This window comes from Streptomyces sp. NPDC059166 (assembly GCF_042755185.1).
Classification (GTDB): Bacteria; Actinomycetota; Actinomycetes; order Streptomycetales; family Streptomycetaceae; genus Streptomyces.
In genome coordinates this window covers 1-14,760 of record NZ_JBHZCI010000056.1, presented here as the reverse complement: position 1 = coordinate 14,760, position 14,760 = coordinate 1, and the positions used below count along the sequence as shown (strand labels likewise).

16 protein-coding genes, 1 tRNA gene and 1 riboswitch are annotated in these 14,760 nt (G+C 67.9%); of the genes, 9 read left to right on the top strand and 8 right to left on the bottom strand.

What is annotated here, in order from left to right:
• Positions 1 to 54 precede the first annotated feature (54 nt).
• A complete protein-coding gene (locus ACFXOA_RS29655; protein ID WP_385034810.1) occupies positions 55 to 2,562 on the top strand; it encodes a transglycosylase domain-containing protein in 2,508 nt (835 codons plus the stop codon).
• 4 nt (positions 2,563 to 2,566) lie between these two features.
• Here the strand turns inward: ACFXOA_RS29655 and ACFXOA_RS29650 are convergent, their stop codons facing one another.
• From ACFXOA_RS29650 to ACFXOA_RS29640, 3 genes are all read right to left on the bottom strand, one after another.
• Entirely contained in the window at positions 2,567 to 2,887 is a 321-nt protein-coding gene (locus tag ACFXOA_RS29650; protein ID WP_385034808.1) for a DMT family transporter, read from the bottom strand.
• Positions 2,888 to 2,921: 34 nt separating this feature from the next.
• A riboswitch (guanidine-III (ykkC-III) riboswitch) is annotated at positions 2,922 to 2,987 on the bottom strand.
• Positions 2,988 to 3,069: 82 nt separating this feature from the next.
• Positions 3,070 to 3,405, bottom strand: a complete 336-nt coding sequence (locus tag ACFXOA_RS29645; protein WP_385034852.1) for a GroES family chaperonin — start codon at positions 3,403 to 3,405, stop codon at positions 3,070 to 3,072.
• A gap of 75 nt (positions 3,406 to 3,480) precedes the next feature.
• Positions 3,481 to 3,837 carry a DUF3618 domain-containing protein gene (locus ACFXOA_RS29640; RefSeq protein ID WP_385034806.1) on the bottom strand — a complete coding sequence of 119 codons (357 nt, stop codon included), beginning with the start codon at positions 3,835 to 3,837 and terminating at the stop codon, positions 3,481 to 3,483.
• A gap of 129 nt (positions 3,838 to 3,966) precedes the next feature.
• Between ACFXOA_RS29640 and bcp the strand changes: the two genes are divergently transcribed.
• The 5 genes from bcp (at position 3,967) to ACFXOA_RS29615 (ending at position 7,751) form a co-directional block, all read left to right on the top strand.
• The gene (bcp, locus tag ACFXOA_RS29635) at positions 3,967 to 4,434 is read left to right on the top strand and encodes a thioredoxin-dependent thiol peroxidase (RefSeq protein ID WP_362546643.1); all 468 of its coding nucleotides are present in this window, start codon (positions 3,967 to 3,969) and stop codon (positions 4,432 to 4,434) included.
• 127 nt (positions 4,435 to 4,561) lie between these two features.
• Positions 4,562 to 6,058 (top strand): glycine betaine/L-proline transporter ProP, encoded by a 1,497-nt coding sequence (gene proP, locus ACFXOA_RS29630; RefSeq protein WP_385034804.1) that lies wholly within the window; start codon positions 4,562 to 4,564, stop codon positions 6,056 to 6,058.
• Between the two features lie 145 nt (positions 6,059 to 6,203).
• A complete protein-coding gene (locus tag ACFXOA_RS29625; RefSeq protein WP_385034802.1) occupies positions 6,204 to 6,830 on the top strand; it encodes an HNH endonuclease signature motif containing protein in 627 nt (208 codons plus the stop codon).
• On the top strand, positions 6,827 to 7,663 hold the full coding sequence (locus ACFXOA_RS29620) for an HNH endonuclease (RefSeq protein ID WP_385034800.1): 837 nt from the start codon (positions 6,827 to 6,829) through the stop codon (positions 7,661 to 7,663). The genes ACFXOA_RS29625 and ACFXOA_RS29620 overlap by 4 nt, the downstream gene beginning before the upstream one ends.
• A gap of 13 nt (positions 7,664 to 7,676) precedes the next feature.
• Positions 7,677 to 7,751: transfer RNA gene (locus ACFXOA_RS29615), tRNA-Leu, on the top strand.
• Positions 7,752 to 7,802: 51 nt separating this feature from the next.
• Here the strand turns inward: ACFXOA_RS29615 and rdgB are convergent.
• From rdgB to ACFXOA_RS29595, 4 genes are all read right to left on the bottom strand, one after another.
• Positions 7,803 to 8,405, bottom strand: coding sequence for an RdgB/HAM1 family non-canonical purine NTP pyrophosphatase (rdgB, locus tag ACFXOA_RS29610; RefSeq protein ID WP_362546655.1), 603 nt, complete (start codon positions 8,403 to 8,405; stop codon positions 7,803 to 7,805).
• A 43-nt stretch (positions 8,406 to 8,448) separates the two neighbouring features.
• Positions 8,449 to 8,844, bottom strand: a complete 396-nt coding sequence (locus tag ACFXOA_RS29605) for a hypothetical protein (protein ID WP_385034798.1) — start codon at positions 8,842 to 8,844, stop codon at positions 8,449 to 8,451.
• Between the two features lie 102 nt (positions 8,845 to 8,946).
• Positions 8,947 to 9,684 (bottom strand): ribonuclease PH, encoded by a 738-nt coding sequence (gene rph, locus ACFXOA_RS29600; protein ID WP_385034796.1) that lies wholly within the window; start codon positions 9,682 to 9,684, stop codon positions 8,947 to 8,949.
• Positions 9,685 to 9,810: 126 nt separating this feature from the next.
• A complete protein-coding gene (locus ACFXOA_RS29595; RefSeq protein WP_385034794.1) occupies positions 9,811 to 10,113 on the bottom strand; it encodes a glucose PTS transporter subunit EIIB in 303 nt (100 codons plus the stop codon).
• A gap of 153 nt (positions 10,114 to 10,266) precedes the next feature.
• On the opposite strand from ACFXOA_RS29595, the gene ACFXOA_RS29590 reads away from it, so the two are divergent.
• Together ACFXOA_RS29590 and ACFXOA_RS29585 are read left to right on the top strand one after the other, a co-directional pair.
• Complete coding sequence (locus ACFXOA_RS29590) at positions 10,267 to 11,523, top strand: PTS transporter subunit EIIC (protein WP_385034792.1); 1,257 nt, start codon at positions 10,267 to 10,269, stop codon at positions 11,521 to 11,523.
• A 253-nt stretch (positions 11,524 to 11,776) separates the two neighbouring features.
• The gene (locus ACFXOA_RS29585; RefSeq protein ID WP_385034790.1) at positions 11,777 to 13,030 is read left to right on the top strand and encodes a PTS transporter subunit EIIC; all 1,254 of its coding nucleotides are present in this window, start codon (positions 11,777 to 11,779) and stop codon (positions 13,028 to 13,030) included.
• A gap of 79 nt (positions 13,031 to 13,109) precedes the next feature.
• Here the strand turns inward: ACFXOA_RS29585 and ACFXOA_RS29580 are convergent, their stop codons facing one another.
• Entirely contained in the window at positions 13,110 to 13,862 is a 753-nt protein-coding gene (locus ACFXOA_RS29580; RefSeq protein WP_385034788.1) for an MBL fold metallo-hydrolase, read from the bottom strand.
• A 174-nt stretch (positions 13,863 to 14,036) separates the two neighbouring features.
• On the opposite strand from ACFXOA_RS29580, the gene ACFXOA_RS29575 reads away from it, so the two are divergent.
• Positions 14,037 to 14,519, top strand: a complete 483-nt coding sequence (locus ACFXOA_RS29575; protein WP_385034786.1) for a type II toxin-antitoxin system PemK/MazF family toxin — start codon at positions 14,037 to 14,039, stop codon at positions 14,517 to 14,519.
• The last annotated feature ends 241 nt before the right edge of the window (positions 14,520 to 14,760 follow it).

Below are 14,760 nucleotides of genomic sequence, written 5' to 3'. Positions count from 1 at the left end.
GCCCGAAAAGTGCACTATAGGAAAATCATCCGCAGTCGAGGAGCCTCCACAGTCATGAACCAAGAGCCACCGCAGCACAGCGGAGACCCTGGTCAGCAGGGCCCCGAAGGATGGGCACCCCGAGACCCCTCGGCAGCGGCCCCCACCACGGACGCCGACCACCCGGACGGCGCACAAGAACCCAAAGGGCGCACAAAGCGCTCCAAACGGCCCAAGCGCACCGGCTGGCGCCGCGCCATCCCCACCTGGCGCATGACCCTCGCCGCCGTGGTCCTCCTCGCACTGCTCCTCGTCGGCGGATTCATCGCCGGCTACCAGCTCATCGACATCCCCGCCGCCAACGCCGCCGCCACCGCCCAGTCCAACGTCTACCTCTACAAGGACGGCACCGTCATCGCCCGCGACGGCGAGATCAACCGCGAGAACATCCCCCTCAGGCGCATCCCCCGCCCCATCCAACACGCCGTACTCGCCGCCGAGGACCGCGACTTCTACTCCGAGGACGCCATCGACATCAAGGCGACCCTCCGCGCCGGCTGGAACACCGCCACCGGAAAAGGCCGCCAAGGCGGCTCCACCATCACCCAGCAGTACGTCAAGAACTACTACCTCGGCCAGGAACAGACCCTCGTCCGCAAAGCCAAGGAACTCTTCATCTCCATCAAGCTCGACCGCGAACAGAGCAAGGACGAAATCCTCGAGGGCTACCTCAACACCAGCTACTTCGGACGCAACGCCTACGGCATCCAAGCCGCCTCCCACGCCTACTACGGCAAGGACGTCGAAGACCTCGACACCGGCGAAGGCGCCTACCTCGCCTCCCTCCTCAACGCCCCCAGCTCCTACGACGTCGTCGCCCACCCCCAGAACAAGAAAGCCGTACTCGCCCGCTGGGACTACGTACTCGACGGCATGGTCGAACACCACTGGCTCACCGAAGCCCAGCGCAAGACCATGACCTTCCCCGTCCCCGACAAGGCCAAGCCCGCCACCGCCCTCTCCGGACAACGCGGCTACATCGTCAACGCCGTCGAGGACTACCTCGCCGCCAACGACATCGTCGACGAGAAGACCCTCGCCACCGGCGGCTACCGCATCACCACCACACTCCAGAAGAAGAACCAGGACGCCCTCGTCCAAGCCGTCGACGACAACGTCCACTCCAAGACCAGCGACGACCGCGACGCCGACCGCATCGTCCGCGCCGGCGGCGCCTCCATCGACCCCTCCAACGGCCACGTCGTCGCCCTCTACGGCGGAATCGACTACACCAAGCAGTTCGTCAACAACGCCACCCGCCGCGACTACCAGGTCGGCTCCACCTTCAAACCGTTCGTCCTCGCCTCCGCACTCGCCAACGGATCCACCACCCAGAAAGACAAACCCATCACCCCCAACACCCACTACAACGGCGACAACGAACGCACCGTCCAAGCAGCCACCGGCCCCACCGACTACTCCCCCGCCAACGAGGACGACGTCGACTACGGCTCCATCACCGTCCGCGAAGCCACCGACAAATCCGTCAACGCCGTCTACGCCCAGATGGCCCAGGACGTCGGCCCCGAAGAGGTCAAGAACACCGCCATCTCCCTCGGCATCCCCGCGAACACCCCCGACCTCACCGCCTCCCCCTCCATCGCCCTCGGCCCCGCCACCGCCAGCGCAGTCGACATGGCATCCGCCTACGCCACCCTCGCCGACCACGGCAGACACCACCCCTGGACCCTCGTCTCCAAGGTCAGCAAGAACGCCGAAGAAATCGACATCCCCACCAGACCCACCCGCCGCGCCATCAGCCGCGAAGCCGCCGACACCACCACCTCCGTCCTGCGCAGCGTCGTCGACGGCGGCACCGGCACCGCCGCCGGAGCAGCCGGCCGCCCCGCCGCGGGAAAGACCGGCACCGCCGAGGAGGACAAGGCCGCCTGGTTCGCCGGCTACACCCCCGACCTCGCCACCGTCATCACCGTCATGGGCCAGGACCCGAAGACCGGCGTCCAGAAACCCCTCTACGGCGCACTCGGCCTCGCCCGCATGAACGGCGGCGGCGCACCCGCCCAGACCTGGGCCGCCTACACCCGCACCGCCCTCGAAGGCAGCCCCGTGAAAGCCTTCGACCTCCACGCCGACGAAGGCCCCGAGGAACCCGACCCCGACGAGAGCGGCGAAGCCGAGGACACCGAAGAAGCCGAGAACACCGACGGCCACCGCGACCGCGAAGAACGCCGCCACCGACGCGACGGCACCGGGACCCGGGACAACCAGGAGAGCGGCACCGGAGAGACCGGCGAGGACCAGGACTCCACACCGGACAGCGACACGACACCCGTCCCGGGAGCACCCCACCCCACCGCACCGACCCGAACAGCCAAGCCCGCCGACACACCCCGCGGCGCCCCCCGCGTCCAGCAGCCCGCAGCCCTGCGCCCCGCCGACGAACCCGGCCGCGGAGCCCCCTCCCGGACCGACGACGGACACCCGGGCGAAGAACGCCCCGACGGCCGGCGACCCGGAAACGACGAAAGCGGCCAGGACCACCAAGGCCCCGGCCGCCCCTGACCGGTCAGTGCCCGGACGTCGCCTTCAGCCCCACCACCGCAACCAGCAGCAGACACACGAAGAAGATGCGGGCGGCGGTCACCGGCTCGTTCAGCACCACCATCCCGAGCACGGCCGCCCCCGCGGCACCGATCCCGACCCACACGCCGTACGCCGTACCGATCGGCAACGTCTTCGCCGCCTGCGACAACAGCACCATGCTGGCCACGATCCCGAGGCCCGTACCCACACTCGGCCACAGCCGGGTGAACCCCTCGGTGTACTTCATCCCGATCGACCAGCCCACTTCCAGCAGACCGGCGACAACCAGCAGAACCCACGCCACGACGGCACCTCCACGACGGATCACACGGACAACAGGTGCGTCGTCTTTGCGGAAACCCGGTACGGCGCGTCTCGTCGGGATGCCTCCACCGTAACAACAAAACGACAAAAGGCCTGGTGACAACGGTCACCAGGCCACCAGCACGCGCCCGCCCACAGATCAGGCCACCAGCACGCGCCCGCCTACAGATACAGCCCGGTCGAATCCACCGAACCCTCGAAACGGTCCGCCGCCACCGCGTGCAGATCCCGCTCACGCATCAGCACATACGCCACACCCCGCACCTCGACCTCCGCACGGTCCTCCGGGTCGTACAGCACCCGGTCACCCGGCTCCACCGTCCGCACGTTCTGGCCGACCGCGACCACCGCGGCCCACGCCAGACGCCGGCCCACAGCCGCCGTCGCCGGAATCAGGATGCCGCCGCCCGACCGGCGCTCGCCCTCAGGCGAATCCGACCGGACCAGCACACGATCGTGCAGCATCCGGATCGGCAGCTTGTCGTCGGTGTCACTCATGCCGTTGTCGCTCACGCCCCGAAACCTACCTGCCCCGGAACCGTCCACACGCCCCAGGGCCCGCCGGGAACCGCCTCAGCGCCTCCTACGCCGACCACACCGCGACGAACGCGAGGACCCCGACGACCGCGACGTCGCCGTCAGCAGCACCACCCCGCCCACCAGGAGCAGCGCGGCCGGAATCACCCGCCCCAGACGCGGCGAACCGTCCTCCGCCACGAACTGCGCCTTCACATCCGAAACCGAACGGTTCACCGCGACATACGCCCGCCCGGCGGTCCGGTCCACCGTGGAGGCGACCTTCGCCTTCGCATCACCCATGATCGTCTTCGGGTGCACCCGCACCCCGATCTCGTCCAGCATCACAGCGAGCTGCTCGCGCCGGCTGATGATGTCCGCCTCGATCTGCGCAGGGGTCCTGGTATCCGACACTGCGCCGCCTCCGTGGTCGTCGTCGGGTAAACCTTCATCGACAGTCTGTCAGCTCGGCCGCCTCCGCACCCGGCGGCACCCCCTATTACGCTCGGTGCCTCACAGCCCCTGTGCCACTCGAGGAGAAAAATGAGCGAGCGACTCCAGACCGGCGACACCGCACCCGCCTTCACCCTTCCGGACGCCGACGGCAACGAGATCTCGCTCGCGGACCACAAGGGCCGCAAGGTCATCGTCTACTTCTACCCCGCGGCTCTTACCCCCGGGTGCACCAAGCAGGCCTGCGACTTCACGGACAACCTGGACCTCCTCACCGGAGCCGGGTACGACGTCATCGGCGTGTCCCCCGACAAGCCCGAGAAGCTCGCGAAGTTCCGCGAGAAGGAGAACCTCAAGGTCACACTGGTGGGCGATCCCTCCAAGGAAACTCTGGAGGCGTACGGCGCGTACGGCGAGAAGAAGCTCTACGGCAAAGTGGTGACAGGCGTCATCCGCTCCACGATTGTGGTCGACGAAGAGGGCAAGGTGGAGAAGGCCCTCTACAACGTCAAGGCGACCGGACACGTCGCCAAGATCATCAAGGACCTCGGCATCTGACCCCTTCCGGCCGATCTTGGCCGAAATGGATGTGACTGAGGTCGCAATCGACCGCTGATTCGGTTTGCAACCGCCATGACTGCGCAGAAGCCTTTCCTGGAACACCGTTCGACGAAAGGAACCGGCCATGGCGGCCTCCGACCCCCAGCAGGCGGCCGACCCTGAAGCGGTCAAACGCCACCCCGCGCTCTTCCGGGCCATCCGGAAGCGCCAGAACCCCCGGCTCCGTCGCACCGACATCACGGTCACCGACGACCAGGCGGTCAAGCGCGCGGTGAAAGCTGCGTCACTCGGTAACGCCATGGAGTGGTTCGACTTCGGCATCTACTCCTACCTGGCCGTCACCATCGGGCACGTCTTCTTCCCCTCCGGGAACGACACCACCCAGCTCCTCTCGTCGTTCGCGACCTTCGCCGTGGCCTTCCTCGTACGGCCCCTCGGCGGCATGTTCTTCGGCCCCATGGGCGACAAGATCGGCCGCAAGAAGGTCCTCGCCCTCACCATGATCCTCATGGCGATCGGCACCTTCGCGATCGGACTCATCCCCTCCCACGACACCATCGGCGTCTGGGCGGCCGTCCTGCTGATCTTCTTCCGCATGCTCCAGGGCTTCTCCACCGGCGGCGAGTACGGCGGCGCGTCCACCTTCATCGCCGAGTACGCCCCCGACAAGCGCCGCGGCTTCTTCGGCAGCTTCCTCGAATTCGGCACCCTCGCCGGATACGTCGGCGCAGCCGGCCTCGTCACCGCCCTCTACGCCGTCCTCGACGACGGCCAGATGGAGTCCTGGGGCTGGCGCATCCCCTTCCTCGTCGCCGGACCCCTCGGCCTCGTAGGCCTCTACCTGCGACTCCGCCTCGACGAGACCCCCGCCTTCCAGAAGCTGGAAGGCGGCACCGCACACGCCACCGAGGCCGCCGACCACGTCGAGTCCACCGCCAAGGGCGACCTCGCCAAGATCTTCCGCCAGTACTGGCCGACCCTGATCCTCTGCATCGCCCTCGTCGGCGCGTACAACATCGCCGACTACATGCTGCTGTCCTACATGCCGACCTACCTCTCGGACGAGCTCGGCTACAGCGAGACCCACGGACTGCTCATCCTGCTCGGCGTCATGGTCTTCCTGATGCTGATCATCAGCCAGTTCGGCAAGCTCTCCGACCGCTTCGGCCGCAAGCCGCTGCTGATGACCGGGATGCTCGGCTTCCTGATCCTGTCGCTGCCGGCCTTCCTCCTGATCCGCCAGGGCAGCATCGCGGCGATCATCATCGGCATGCTGATGCTGGGCCTCTCCCTGGTCTGCATGCTGGGCACCATGTCCGCCGCCCTCCCGGCCCTCTTCCCGACCAACGTCCGCTACGGCTCCCTGTCGGTCGGCTACAACCTCTCCGCCTCGATCTTCGGCGGCACGACCCCGCTGGTCATCACCGCGCTGATCAGCTGGAGCGGCTCCAACCTCATGCCGGCCTACTACGCGATGGCCGCCGCCCTGATCGGCGTGATCGCGGTGGCCTGCATGAAGGAGACCGCCAACAAGCCGCTGACCGGCTCCCCGCCGTCGGTGGAGACGGAGGAAGAGGCCGCGGAACTGGTCCACGCCCAGAGCCCGGACCCGAAGTTCTGACCCCGTCCCCACACAGAGGGCCCGTACCGCTTCCCGAAGCGGTACGGGCCCTTCCACATCTCATCGGATTTCGGACGTGACCATCCGATTACCGGTTCGTTGCTCCGTACGAGGCCGCGAACGCGCGGCCGGACGGGGAGGACACATGCCGGCCAGGTATTCGCGCGAGCTGCTCGAAGAGGCAGCGCGCGAGACGGACAACTGCAACGACGCGGTGCGGTGGTGCGGCGGCGTACCGACACCCGGGAGCAGGCGTTACCTGCGGGCCAAGATGTCCGAGGCGGAGATCGACATCTCGCACTTCATCGACACCCGCCTGCGCCACACGGAGGAATCGCTGCGCACGCTGGTCGCCTGCTCCAGGAGCGTGGCGGAAGTTGTTCGCCGACTGGGCATCAATCCAGTTGGGGGCAACCAAACCCACATCAGCCGCCGGATTGCCGTCCTCGGCATCGATACGTCCCACTTCTTGCGGACGCCCCGGAGAGGCCCGAAAGGCCCCCCGGGCGACCCTTTGACTCTGCGCACACCGTCGGACGGCAGGATTCCGGGCGTGCGGCTACGGCGGGCGCTTCTCCAGAGGGGTGTAGCCGAGTCGTGCGCCATGTGCGGCAACGGCGCGGAGTGGAACGGTAGGCCGCTGCGACTCGAGGTGGACCATGCGAATGGCAAGTGGTGGGACAACCGCCCGGCCAATCTGCGCCTGCTCTGCCCCAACTGCCACTCGATCACGGACACGTACCGTGGGCGCGCGCGACGGCGGACCTCGTGAGCAAGCAGAACTACCCCCGCGATGTGCTGGACCGTACCGCCGCCGTCTCCACCAGCCTCGTCGATCTGCTCAGTCGATTGGATGCCCCGCTGGGCAGCAGACCCCTTCGCTACGTGCGCGATCGACTGAAGCACTACGACATCGACACGTCCCATTTCGTTGACGCCCCTCTCCCACCACGAGAAAAGCGGTCGTACACGAAGGAAGCCCTTGAGGAGGCCGCGAGCCACGCGCGCAGCATCCGAGAAGTGTTGGAGTACCTGGGAGTTCCGCCCGCCGACGGCCCGTACGACTACATCAGGAAGAGGCTCGACCGCCTCGAGATCGACACCTCACACTTCACCAAGGGTCGCAGATGCGGCGCGCCCCTCACCTCTCACCATGAACTGGCCTCAGCCGTCGCCGAGTCCAAGAGCATGGCCGGGGTACTGAAGCTTCTCGGCCAGGTGGACAACGGCGCCTCACGAGCCCGCCTGAGGCGGAGCCTCGATGAATACGGCCTCTCAACTGCCCACTTCACTGGTCAAGGGCATAGCAAGGGCGCGAACTCTCCCCACCGTAAGGCCGCACCCGAGATCTTTCGGCGCCTGGAGTCCGGCTCCGCGCGGACCCGGACCACGCTCTTGCGCCGCGCACTGGATGACGTCGGAGTTCCTCACGTATGTTCCGCGTGCGGCATCGGCGATACGTGGCAGGGCAAGCGCCTCGTGCTGGAGATCGATCACCTCAATGGCGACCGTCTGGACAATCGCCGTGAGAATCTGCGCTACCTGTGTCCGTCATGTCACAGCCAGACCGAAACCTTCTCGAAGCAACGAAGTCTCACCCAGTAGAGTAGTGCCGCGCGGGCCCGTACCCCAGCAGGCTAGAGGGCGCCGGCTTAGAACCGGTGTGTCGTGGGTTCAAATCCCACCGGGCCCACAGGCAAATTGCGGCCTCCACCTTCAAATCGAAGGTGGAGGCCATTCCTGTTCACCCCACCAGTTCCCGCACCACCGGCACCAGGGCCCGGAAGGCCTTGCCGCGGTGGCTGATCGCGTTCTTCTCCGCCGGGGTGAGCTCCGCGCAGGTCCGGGTCTCGTCGTCCGGCTGGAGGATCGGGTCGTAGCCGAAGCCGTGCGTGCCCGCCGGTGCCGTCCGCAGGGTGCCGGTGAGGCGGCCTTCGACGACGCGTTCGGTGCCGTCGGGGAGGGCGAGGGCGGCGGCGCAGGCGAAGTAGGCGCCGCGGTGCGGGTCGGAGATGTCGGAGAGCTGGGCGAGGAGCAGGTCGAGGTTGGCCTGGTCGTCGCCGTGGGTGCCGGCCCAGCGGGCGGAGAAGATGCCGGGGGCGCCGTTCAGTACGTCGACGCAGAGGCCGGAGTCGTCGGCGACGGCGGGGTGGCCGGTGGCCTGGGCGAGGGCGTGTGCCTTGAGGAGGGCGTTCTCGGCGAAGGTGACGCCGGTTTCCTTGACGTCGGGGATGTCGGGGTACGCGTCCGCGCCGACGAGGTCGTGGGTGAGGCCGGCGTCGGCGAGGATCGCGTGGAGTTCGGTGATTTTCCCGGCGTTGCGGGTGGCGAGGATCAGGCGGGTCATGCCCTGATTATCCGCCCGGCCGGGAGGGGGCGCTGCTCCCGGGTCAGGGGGTGCAGACCTTGCCGATCTCGGTGGCGGCGTCGGTGACGGGGCTGATGTCGGGGGTGGCGTCGCCGCTCTCGATGGAGGCGCGGACGTTGGTGACGCCTGCTTGGAGGTCGTCGACGGCTTTGCTGAGGTCGGCGTTGTCGGTGGTGTCGCCGAGGTCGTTGAGTTCCTTGTCGATCTGGTCGAGGGACTCGGAGGCCTGTGTGGGGTCGTTGGAGGCGTTGGAGACGGCCTGTTGGAGGTTGTCGACGCTGGTGGCGATGGCGTCGGCGGTGCGGACGCAGTCCAGGGCCTTGTCGACGGCGCCGCAGCCGACGGCGGCGGTGAGTGTGAGCAGGGTGGCCGTGACGGCGAGTGTGGTGCGGCGTCGGTGGTGTCGGCGCGTGGCCATGGTGCGGTCCCTCCCCGGGGGCGGATACGTGGACGGGCGCACGGTTCGACCCGTGCGCCCGTATCCGTCATGACGCCGTGTGTTGCGTTTTTGGTTGCTTCTTTACTCGCCGAGTGTGCGGGCGAGGGCCTCTTCCTGGAGTTTGGCGAGGTCGGTGCAGCCGGCGGTGGCGAGGTCGAGGAGTGCGTTGAGTTCGGTGCGGTCGAAGGGTTCGGCTTCGGCGGTGCCCTGTACTTCGACGAAGCGGCCGTCGCCGGTGCAGACGACGTTCATGTCGGTTTCGGCGCGGACGTCTTCCTCGTAGCAGAGGTCGAGGAGGGGGGTGCCGTCGACGATGCCGACGCTGATGGCGGCGACGGTGCCGGTGAGGGGCTTGCGGCCGTGCTTGATGATCTTCTTGTTCTGGGCCCAGGTGATGGCGTCGGCGAGGGCGACGTAGGCGCCGGTGATGGCGGCGGTGCGGGTGCCGCCGTCGGCTTGGAGTACGTCGCAGTCGAGGACGATGGTGTTCTCGCCGAGGGCCTTGTAGTCGATGACGGCGCGGAGTGAGCGGCCGATGAGGCGGCTGATCTCGTGGGTGCGTCCGCCGATCTTGCCGCGTACGGATTCGCGGTCGCCGCGGGTGTTGGTGGAGCGGGGCAGCATGGAGTACTCGGCGGTGACCCAGCCTTCGCCGCTGCCCTTGCGCCAGCGCGGGACGCCTTCGGTGACGGAGGCGGTGCAGAAGACCTTGGTGTCGCCGAAGGAGATGAGTACGGAGCCTTCGGCGTGCTTGCTCCATCCGCGTTCGATGGTGACGGGGCGGAGCTGTTCGGGGGTGCGGCCGTCGATGCGAGACATGGTGTCGAGCCTATCGGCTGGGGCGGCCGGGTCTGTTCGGGTGCACGGCAGGCCCCGCTCCTGTCCGGTCGGGGGCGGAGCGGGGCCTGCGCGTGGGACTGGGGGTGGGCCGGCTGGGTCAGCCGGTCACATCATGTCTTCGATGTCGGCGGCGATGGGGTCGGCGTCGGTGCCGATGACGACCTGGATCGCGGTGCCCATCTTGACGACGCCGTGGGCTCCGGCGGCCTTGAGGGCGGCTTCGTCGACCTTGCTGGGGTCGTGGACCTCGGTGCGGAGGCGGGTGATGCAGCCTTCGATCTCGTCGATGTTCTCGATGCCGCCGAGGCCGGCGACGATCTTCTCTGCCTTGCTGGCCATGTCGTTCTCCCTGGTCTGTGCGTGCGCGGGGCGGCCCGCCGTGGGTCCCGTTTCGTCACGGTAACGCACGGTTGGCCCAGCTTCACGGGCGGGTTACCGCGCTGTCCTCAATGATGACGATCACCGGCGCTCTGCTTTGCGGCAGCGCTCCGCACCGTATCGCGACTGGTCTACACCAGTATGCGACGACCGCCAAACCTGATGTGTTCCGGGAGGATGCGGATGAGCTCCAACGCGGCGGCGGCACCGCAGCGCAAGTGGTGGAACGGGCCGGTCCAGGGCTTGCAGAAGGTGGGGCGCAGCCTGCAGTTGCCGGTGGCGGTGCTGCCTGCGGCGGGGCTTCTGGTCAGTCTGGGCAATCTCATCGACTCGGTGCTGGACGGTGCCTTCTGGGACAAGGTCTCGAAGGTGCTGCTCAACGGTGGTGGGGCGATTCTCGATGGTGAGCTGGGGTTGCCGCTGCTGTTCTGTATCGGTGTGGCGATCGGGTTCGCGAAGAAGGCGGACGGTTCGACGGCGCTGGCGGCGGTGGCGGGTTTCCTGGTGTATCGGGGTGTGCTGACGGCGTTCCCGGTGGACGGGACGGTGACGGAGGCGTTGCCGGATGGGGAGCCGCAGAATCCGGGGGTGCTGGGCGGGATCATCATCGGTCTGCTGACGGCTGTGGTGTGGCAGCGGTTCCATCGGACGAAGCTGGTGGACTGGCTGGGTTTCTTCAACGGTCGTCGGCTGGTGCCGATCCTGATGGCGTTCATCTGTGTGGTCCTGGGGACGCTGTTCGGTCTGCTGTGGCAGCCGGTGGGTGATGCGCTGACGTGGTTCGCGAAGCAGTTGATCGATCTGGGTGCGTGGGGTGCGGCGATCTTCGGTTTCGCGAACCGGTTGCTGATCCCGATCGGGATGCATCAGTTCCTGAACACGTTCTTCTGGTTCCAGGCGGGTGAGTACACGGGTGACGGCGGCACGGTGCAGGGTGACATCTCGCGGTTCTTCGCCGGGGACCCTTCGGCCGGGCAGTTCACGTCGGGCTTCTTCCCGATCATGATGTTCGGCCTGCCTGCGGCGGCTCTGGCGATTGCGCACACGGCGCGTCCGGAGCGGCGGAAGGAGGTGTCGGGGCTGATGCTGTCGGTGGCTCTGACGTCGTTCGTGACGGGTGTGACGGAGCCGTTGGAGTTCTCGTTCCTGTTCGTGGCGCCGTTGCTGTACGGGGTGCACGCGATCCTGACGGGTGTGTCGATGGGGGTCACGTGGGCGTTCGGTGTGCATGCGGGGTTCGCGTTCTCGGCGGGGTTGATCGACTACGTCGTCAACTGGCATCTGGATACGAAGCCGTGGCTGATCATCCCGATCGGGTTGTGTTTCGCGGTGATCTACTATGTGATCTTCCGGTTCGCGATCACGAAGTTCGATCTCCAGACCCCGGGACGTGAGCCCGTGGAGGAGGAGCAGAGGGCGGAGGAGGACCTCACGAAGTAGAGGTCGTCCGCCCGCTCGGCGAGGCCCCCGGACCACTGGTCCGGGGGCCTTCGTGCGTCACCCAGGGTGGTGGTGGGGCCACGCCTCAGATTGTGAGGGAATTGCAGGTTCCTTATCTAACCCTCACCGTGCTAAAACTGGTCTACACCACTGAGTGGTCCAGACCACGCGGCCGTCTCTGCCGCCGCGTTCCTCGAGTCGCCGCCCCCTTTTTCCCTGTCCCCGGCGGCGCCTTGCCTACTGGAGGAAGTTCATGAGTACGGACACCGCTGCGGCGGCGGCTCCCGCGAAGAAGCGGGGATCCGGCCTGTTCCAGGGCCTGCAGAAGGTCGGGCGCAGCCTTCAGCTGCCCATCGCGGTGCTGCCGGCTGCCGGCATCATGGTGCGGCTCGGCCAGGACGACATCTTCGGCAAGGACGGTCTCGGCTGGGACAAGGTCGCCGCCGTCTTCAACAACGCCGGCGGTGCCATCACCGGCAGCCTCCCGATCCTGTTCTGCATAGGTGTGGCCATCGGCTTCGCCAAGAAGGCCGATGGCTCGACGGCGCTGGCCGCGCTCGTCGGTTTCCTCGTCTACAGCAAGGTCCTGCAGGCCTTCCCGGTCACCGAAGCGGTGATCCAGAAGGGTGAGGACACCGCCGCGACGTACAACGACCCCGGTGTCCTCGGCGGCATCATCATGGGTCTGCTGGCCGCGGTGCTGTGGCAGCGGTTCCACCGCACCAGGCTCGTCGACTGGCTCGGCTTCTTCAACGGCCGCCGTCTGGTCCCGATCATCATGGCCTTCGTCGGCATCGTCGTCGGTGTCTTCTTCGGCCTGGTCTGGGAGCCGATCGGTGACGGCATCTCCAGCTTCGGCGAGTGGATGACCGGTCTCGGCTCCGGTGGTGCGGCTCTGTTCGGTGGCGTCAACCGTGCGCTGATCCCGATCGGTATGCACCAGTTCGTGAACACGGTGGCCTGGTTCCAGCTCGGTGACTTCACCAACGCGGCGGGTGAGGTCATCCACGGTGACATCCCGCGCTTCCTGGCGGGTGACCCCAGCGCCGGTATGTTCCAGTCCGGCTTCTTCCCGATCATGATGTTCGGCCTGCCGGCCGCCGCGATCGCCATCGCGCACACCGCTCGTCCCGAGCGCCGCAAGGCCGTGATGGGCATGATGGTCTCGCTCGCGCTGACCTCGTTCGTCACCGGTGTGACCGAGCCGATCGAGTTCTCGTTCATGTTCATCGCGCCGGTCCTGTACGTCCTGCACGCGGTGCTGACCGCCGCGTCGATGGCCATCACGTGGGGGCTGGGTGTCCACGCGGGCTTCAACTTCTCGGCCGGGTTCATCGACTACGCGCTGAACTGGACCCACGCCACCAAGCCCTGGATGATCATTCCGATCGGCCTGGTCTTCGCGGTGATCTACTACGTGACCTTCCGCTTCGCGATCGTCAAGTTCAACCTCACCACCCCGGGCCGTGAGCCCGAGGAAGAGGTCGAGGACCTCACCAAGGCGTAGGCCCTGGGCGCTTGATGACGGAGCCGCCGCTCTCCCTTCGGGGAGGGCGGCGGCTCCGTCGTTGCCGTCGTGGCCGGCTTCAGACCTCGTACACCGCGCCCGGGACGGCCAGTTCGACCGGGCCGTCGTAGACCTCGCGGGCGTCGGCGAGGTTGCGCTCGGCGTCGGTCCACGGCGGGATGTGGGTGAGGACCAGGCGTCCGGCTCCGGCGCGTGCGGCGTGCTCGCCTGCTTCGCGGCCGTTGAGGTGGAGGTCGGGGATGTCCTCCTTGCCGTGGACGAACGACGCCTCGCAGAGGAACAGGTCGCTCCCGTCGGCGAGTTCGTCCAGGGCGTCGCAGGTGCCGGTGTCACCGGAGTACGTCAGGGTGCGCCCGCCGTGCTCGATCCTGATGCCGAAGGTGTCGACGGGGTGGCGGAGCTTCTCCGTGCGGACGGAGAAGGGGCCGATGTCGAAGGACCCGGACTTCAGGGTGTGGAAGTCGAAGACCTCGCTCATCGCGTGGTCGGACGGGGTGTCGGCGTGGGCGGTGGTCAGTCGCTGCTCGGTGCCCTCGGGGCCGTACACGGGGATGGCCTCGGGCCGTCCGCCGTCGAACCGGTAGTAGCGGACGACGAAGTACGCGCACATGTCGATGCAGTGATCGGCGTGGAGGTGGCTGAGGAAGATGGCGTCGAGGTCGTAGAGACCCGCGTGGCGCTGCAGCTCGCCGAGGGCGCCGTTGCCCATGTCGAGGAGCAGCCGGAAGCCGTCGGCCTCTACGAGGTAGCTCGAGCATGCCGAACCCGCGGAGGGGAACGAGCCGGAGCAGCCGACGACGGTGAGCTTCATGGAGCGTGAACCTCCGTGGCCTGGGAACGGGGAGGGTTCGTGCGGTCCGTCGAGCGTAAGGCGCGAAACCGCTGGTCGCTCCTCCATGGCCTGCCGTTGTGGGGGAACTCACCTGTGGTGTCACCGGTTCGATGGAAGGCGGGGGTGGTGGCGGGCTGCGGGTACGGTCGGGTCATGAACACGTGGTGGTGGGTGGCGCTGGCGGTGGTCGTCCTGCTGGCTCTGGTGGCGGCGGTGTCCGACGGGCGGGGCCGGGGTGGGCGTGGGCCGAGGCGTCCGGGTGGCCGGTCGCGTCCGCCGGGGCGGGCTCCTGAGCGGAAGCCGCAGCGGAAGAAGGGCGGGCCGCGCGGGGTTCCGAGGCCGGGGGAGATCTGGTGGGCGGACGTGCCGTTCGAGGACGGGCCGGGTTCGAAGGACCGGCCGTGTCTGGTGCTGTCGGTGCGGGGTGGCACGGCGGTGGTCGCCAAGATCACCAGCAAGCATCATGCGGAGCGGCCGGGGGTGATCGCGTTGCCGCCGGGTTCGGTGGGTGACGCGCGGGGCCGGCGGAGTTTCCTGGAGACGGATGAGCTGCGGGATGTCGCGGTGTCCGGTTTCCGGCGGAAGGCGGGCGATCTGGATCCGTCGGTGTGGGGCCGGGTGCGAGGGCTGGGCTGAGCGGGCGGGTGCCGCAGACCGTCGGGCCGGGCGTGCGGGACGGGCTGAGCGGGCGGGACGGTGCGCGGGCGGGACGGGTGTGCACGCCATCGGGCTGAGCGGGCGGGACGGTGCGCGGGGTCGAGGGGGCGCGCAGGGGCGGGGTGTGGGCGAACGGCTGAGCGTGCGGGAGGCGCGGGGGGGGGGGTTAGTGCCCCCCCCCCCCCCCCCCGGGGGTGTGGGGCGGGGGTGGGAAGCCCCC

Coding starts and splice junctions, on each gene's coding strand:
- ACFXOA_RS29655 (WP_385034810.1), top strand. CDS start 55: ATGAACCAAGAGCCACCGCAGCACAGCGGAGACCCTGGTCAGCAGGGC.
- ACFXOA_RS29645 (WP_385034852.1), bottom strand. CDS start 3,405: ATGAGTGACACCGACGACAAGCTGCCGATCCGGATGCTGCACGATCGT.
- bcp (WP_362546643.1), top strand. CDS start 3,967: ATGAGCGAGCGACTCCAGACCGGCGACACCGCACCCGCCTTCACCCTT.
- proP (WP_385034804.1), top strand. CDS start 4,562: ATGGCGGCCTCCGACCCCCAGCAGGCGGCCGACCCTGAAGCGGTCAAA.
- ACFXOA_RS29625 (WP_385034802.1), top strand. CDS start 6,204: ATGCCGGCCAGGTATTCGCGCGAGCTGCTCGAAGAGGCAGCGCGCGAG.
- rdgB (WP_362546655.1), bottom strand. CDS start 8,405: ATGACCCGCCTGATCCTCGCCACCCGCAACGCCGGGAAAATCACCGAA.
- ACFXOA_RS29605 (WP_385034798.1), bottom strand. CDS start 8,844: ATGGCCACGCGCCGACACCACCGACGCCGCACCACACTCGCCGTCACG.
- rph (WP_385034796.1), bottom strand. CDS start 9,684: ATGTCTCGCATCGACGGCCGCACCCCCGAACAGCTCCGCCCCGTCACC.
- ACFXOA_RS29590 (WP_385034792.1), top strand. CDS start 10,267: ATGAGCTCCAACGCGGCGGCGGCACCGCAGCGCAAGTGGTGGAACGGG.
- ACFXOA_RS29585 (WP_385034790.1), top strand. CDS start 11,777: ATGAGTACGGACACCGCTGCGGCGGCGGCTCCCGCGAAGAAGCGGGGA.
- ACFXOA_RS29580 (WP_385034788.1), bottom strand. CDS start 13,862: ATGAAGCTCACCGTCGTCGGCTGCTCCGGCTCGTTCCCCTCCGCGGGT.
- ACFXOA_RS29575 (WP_385034786.1), top strand. CDS start 14,037: ATGAACACGTGGTGGTGGGTGGCGCTGGCGGTGGTCGTCCTGCTGGCT.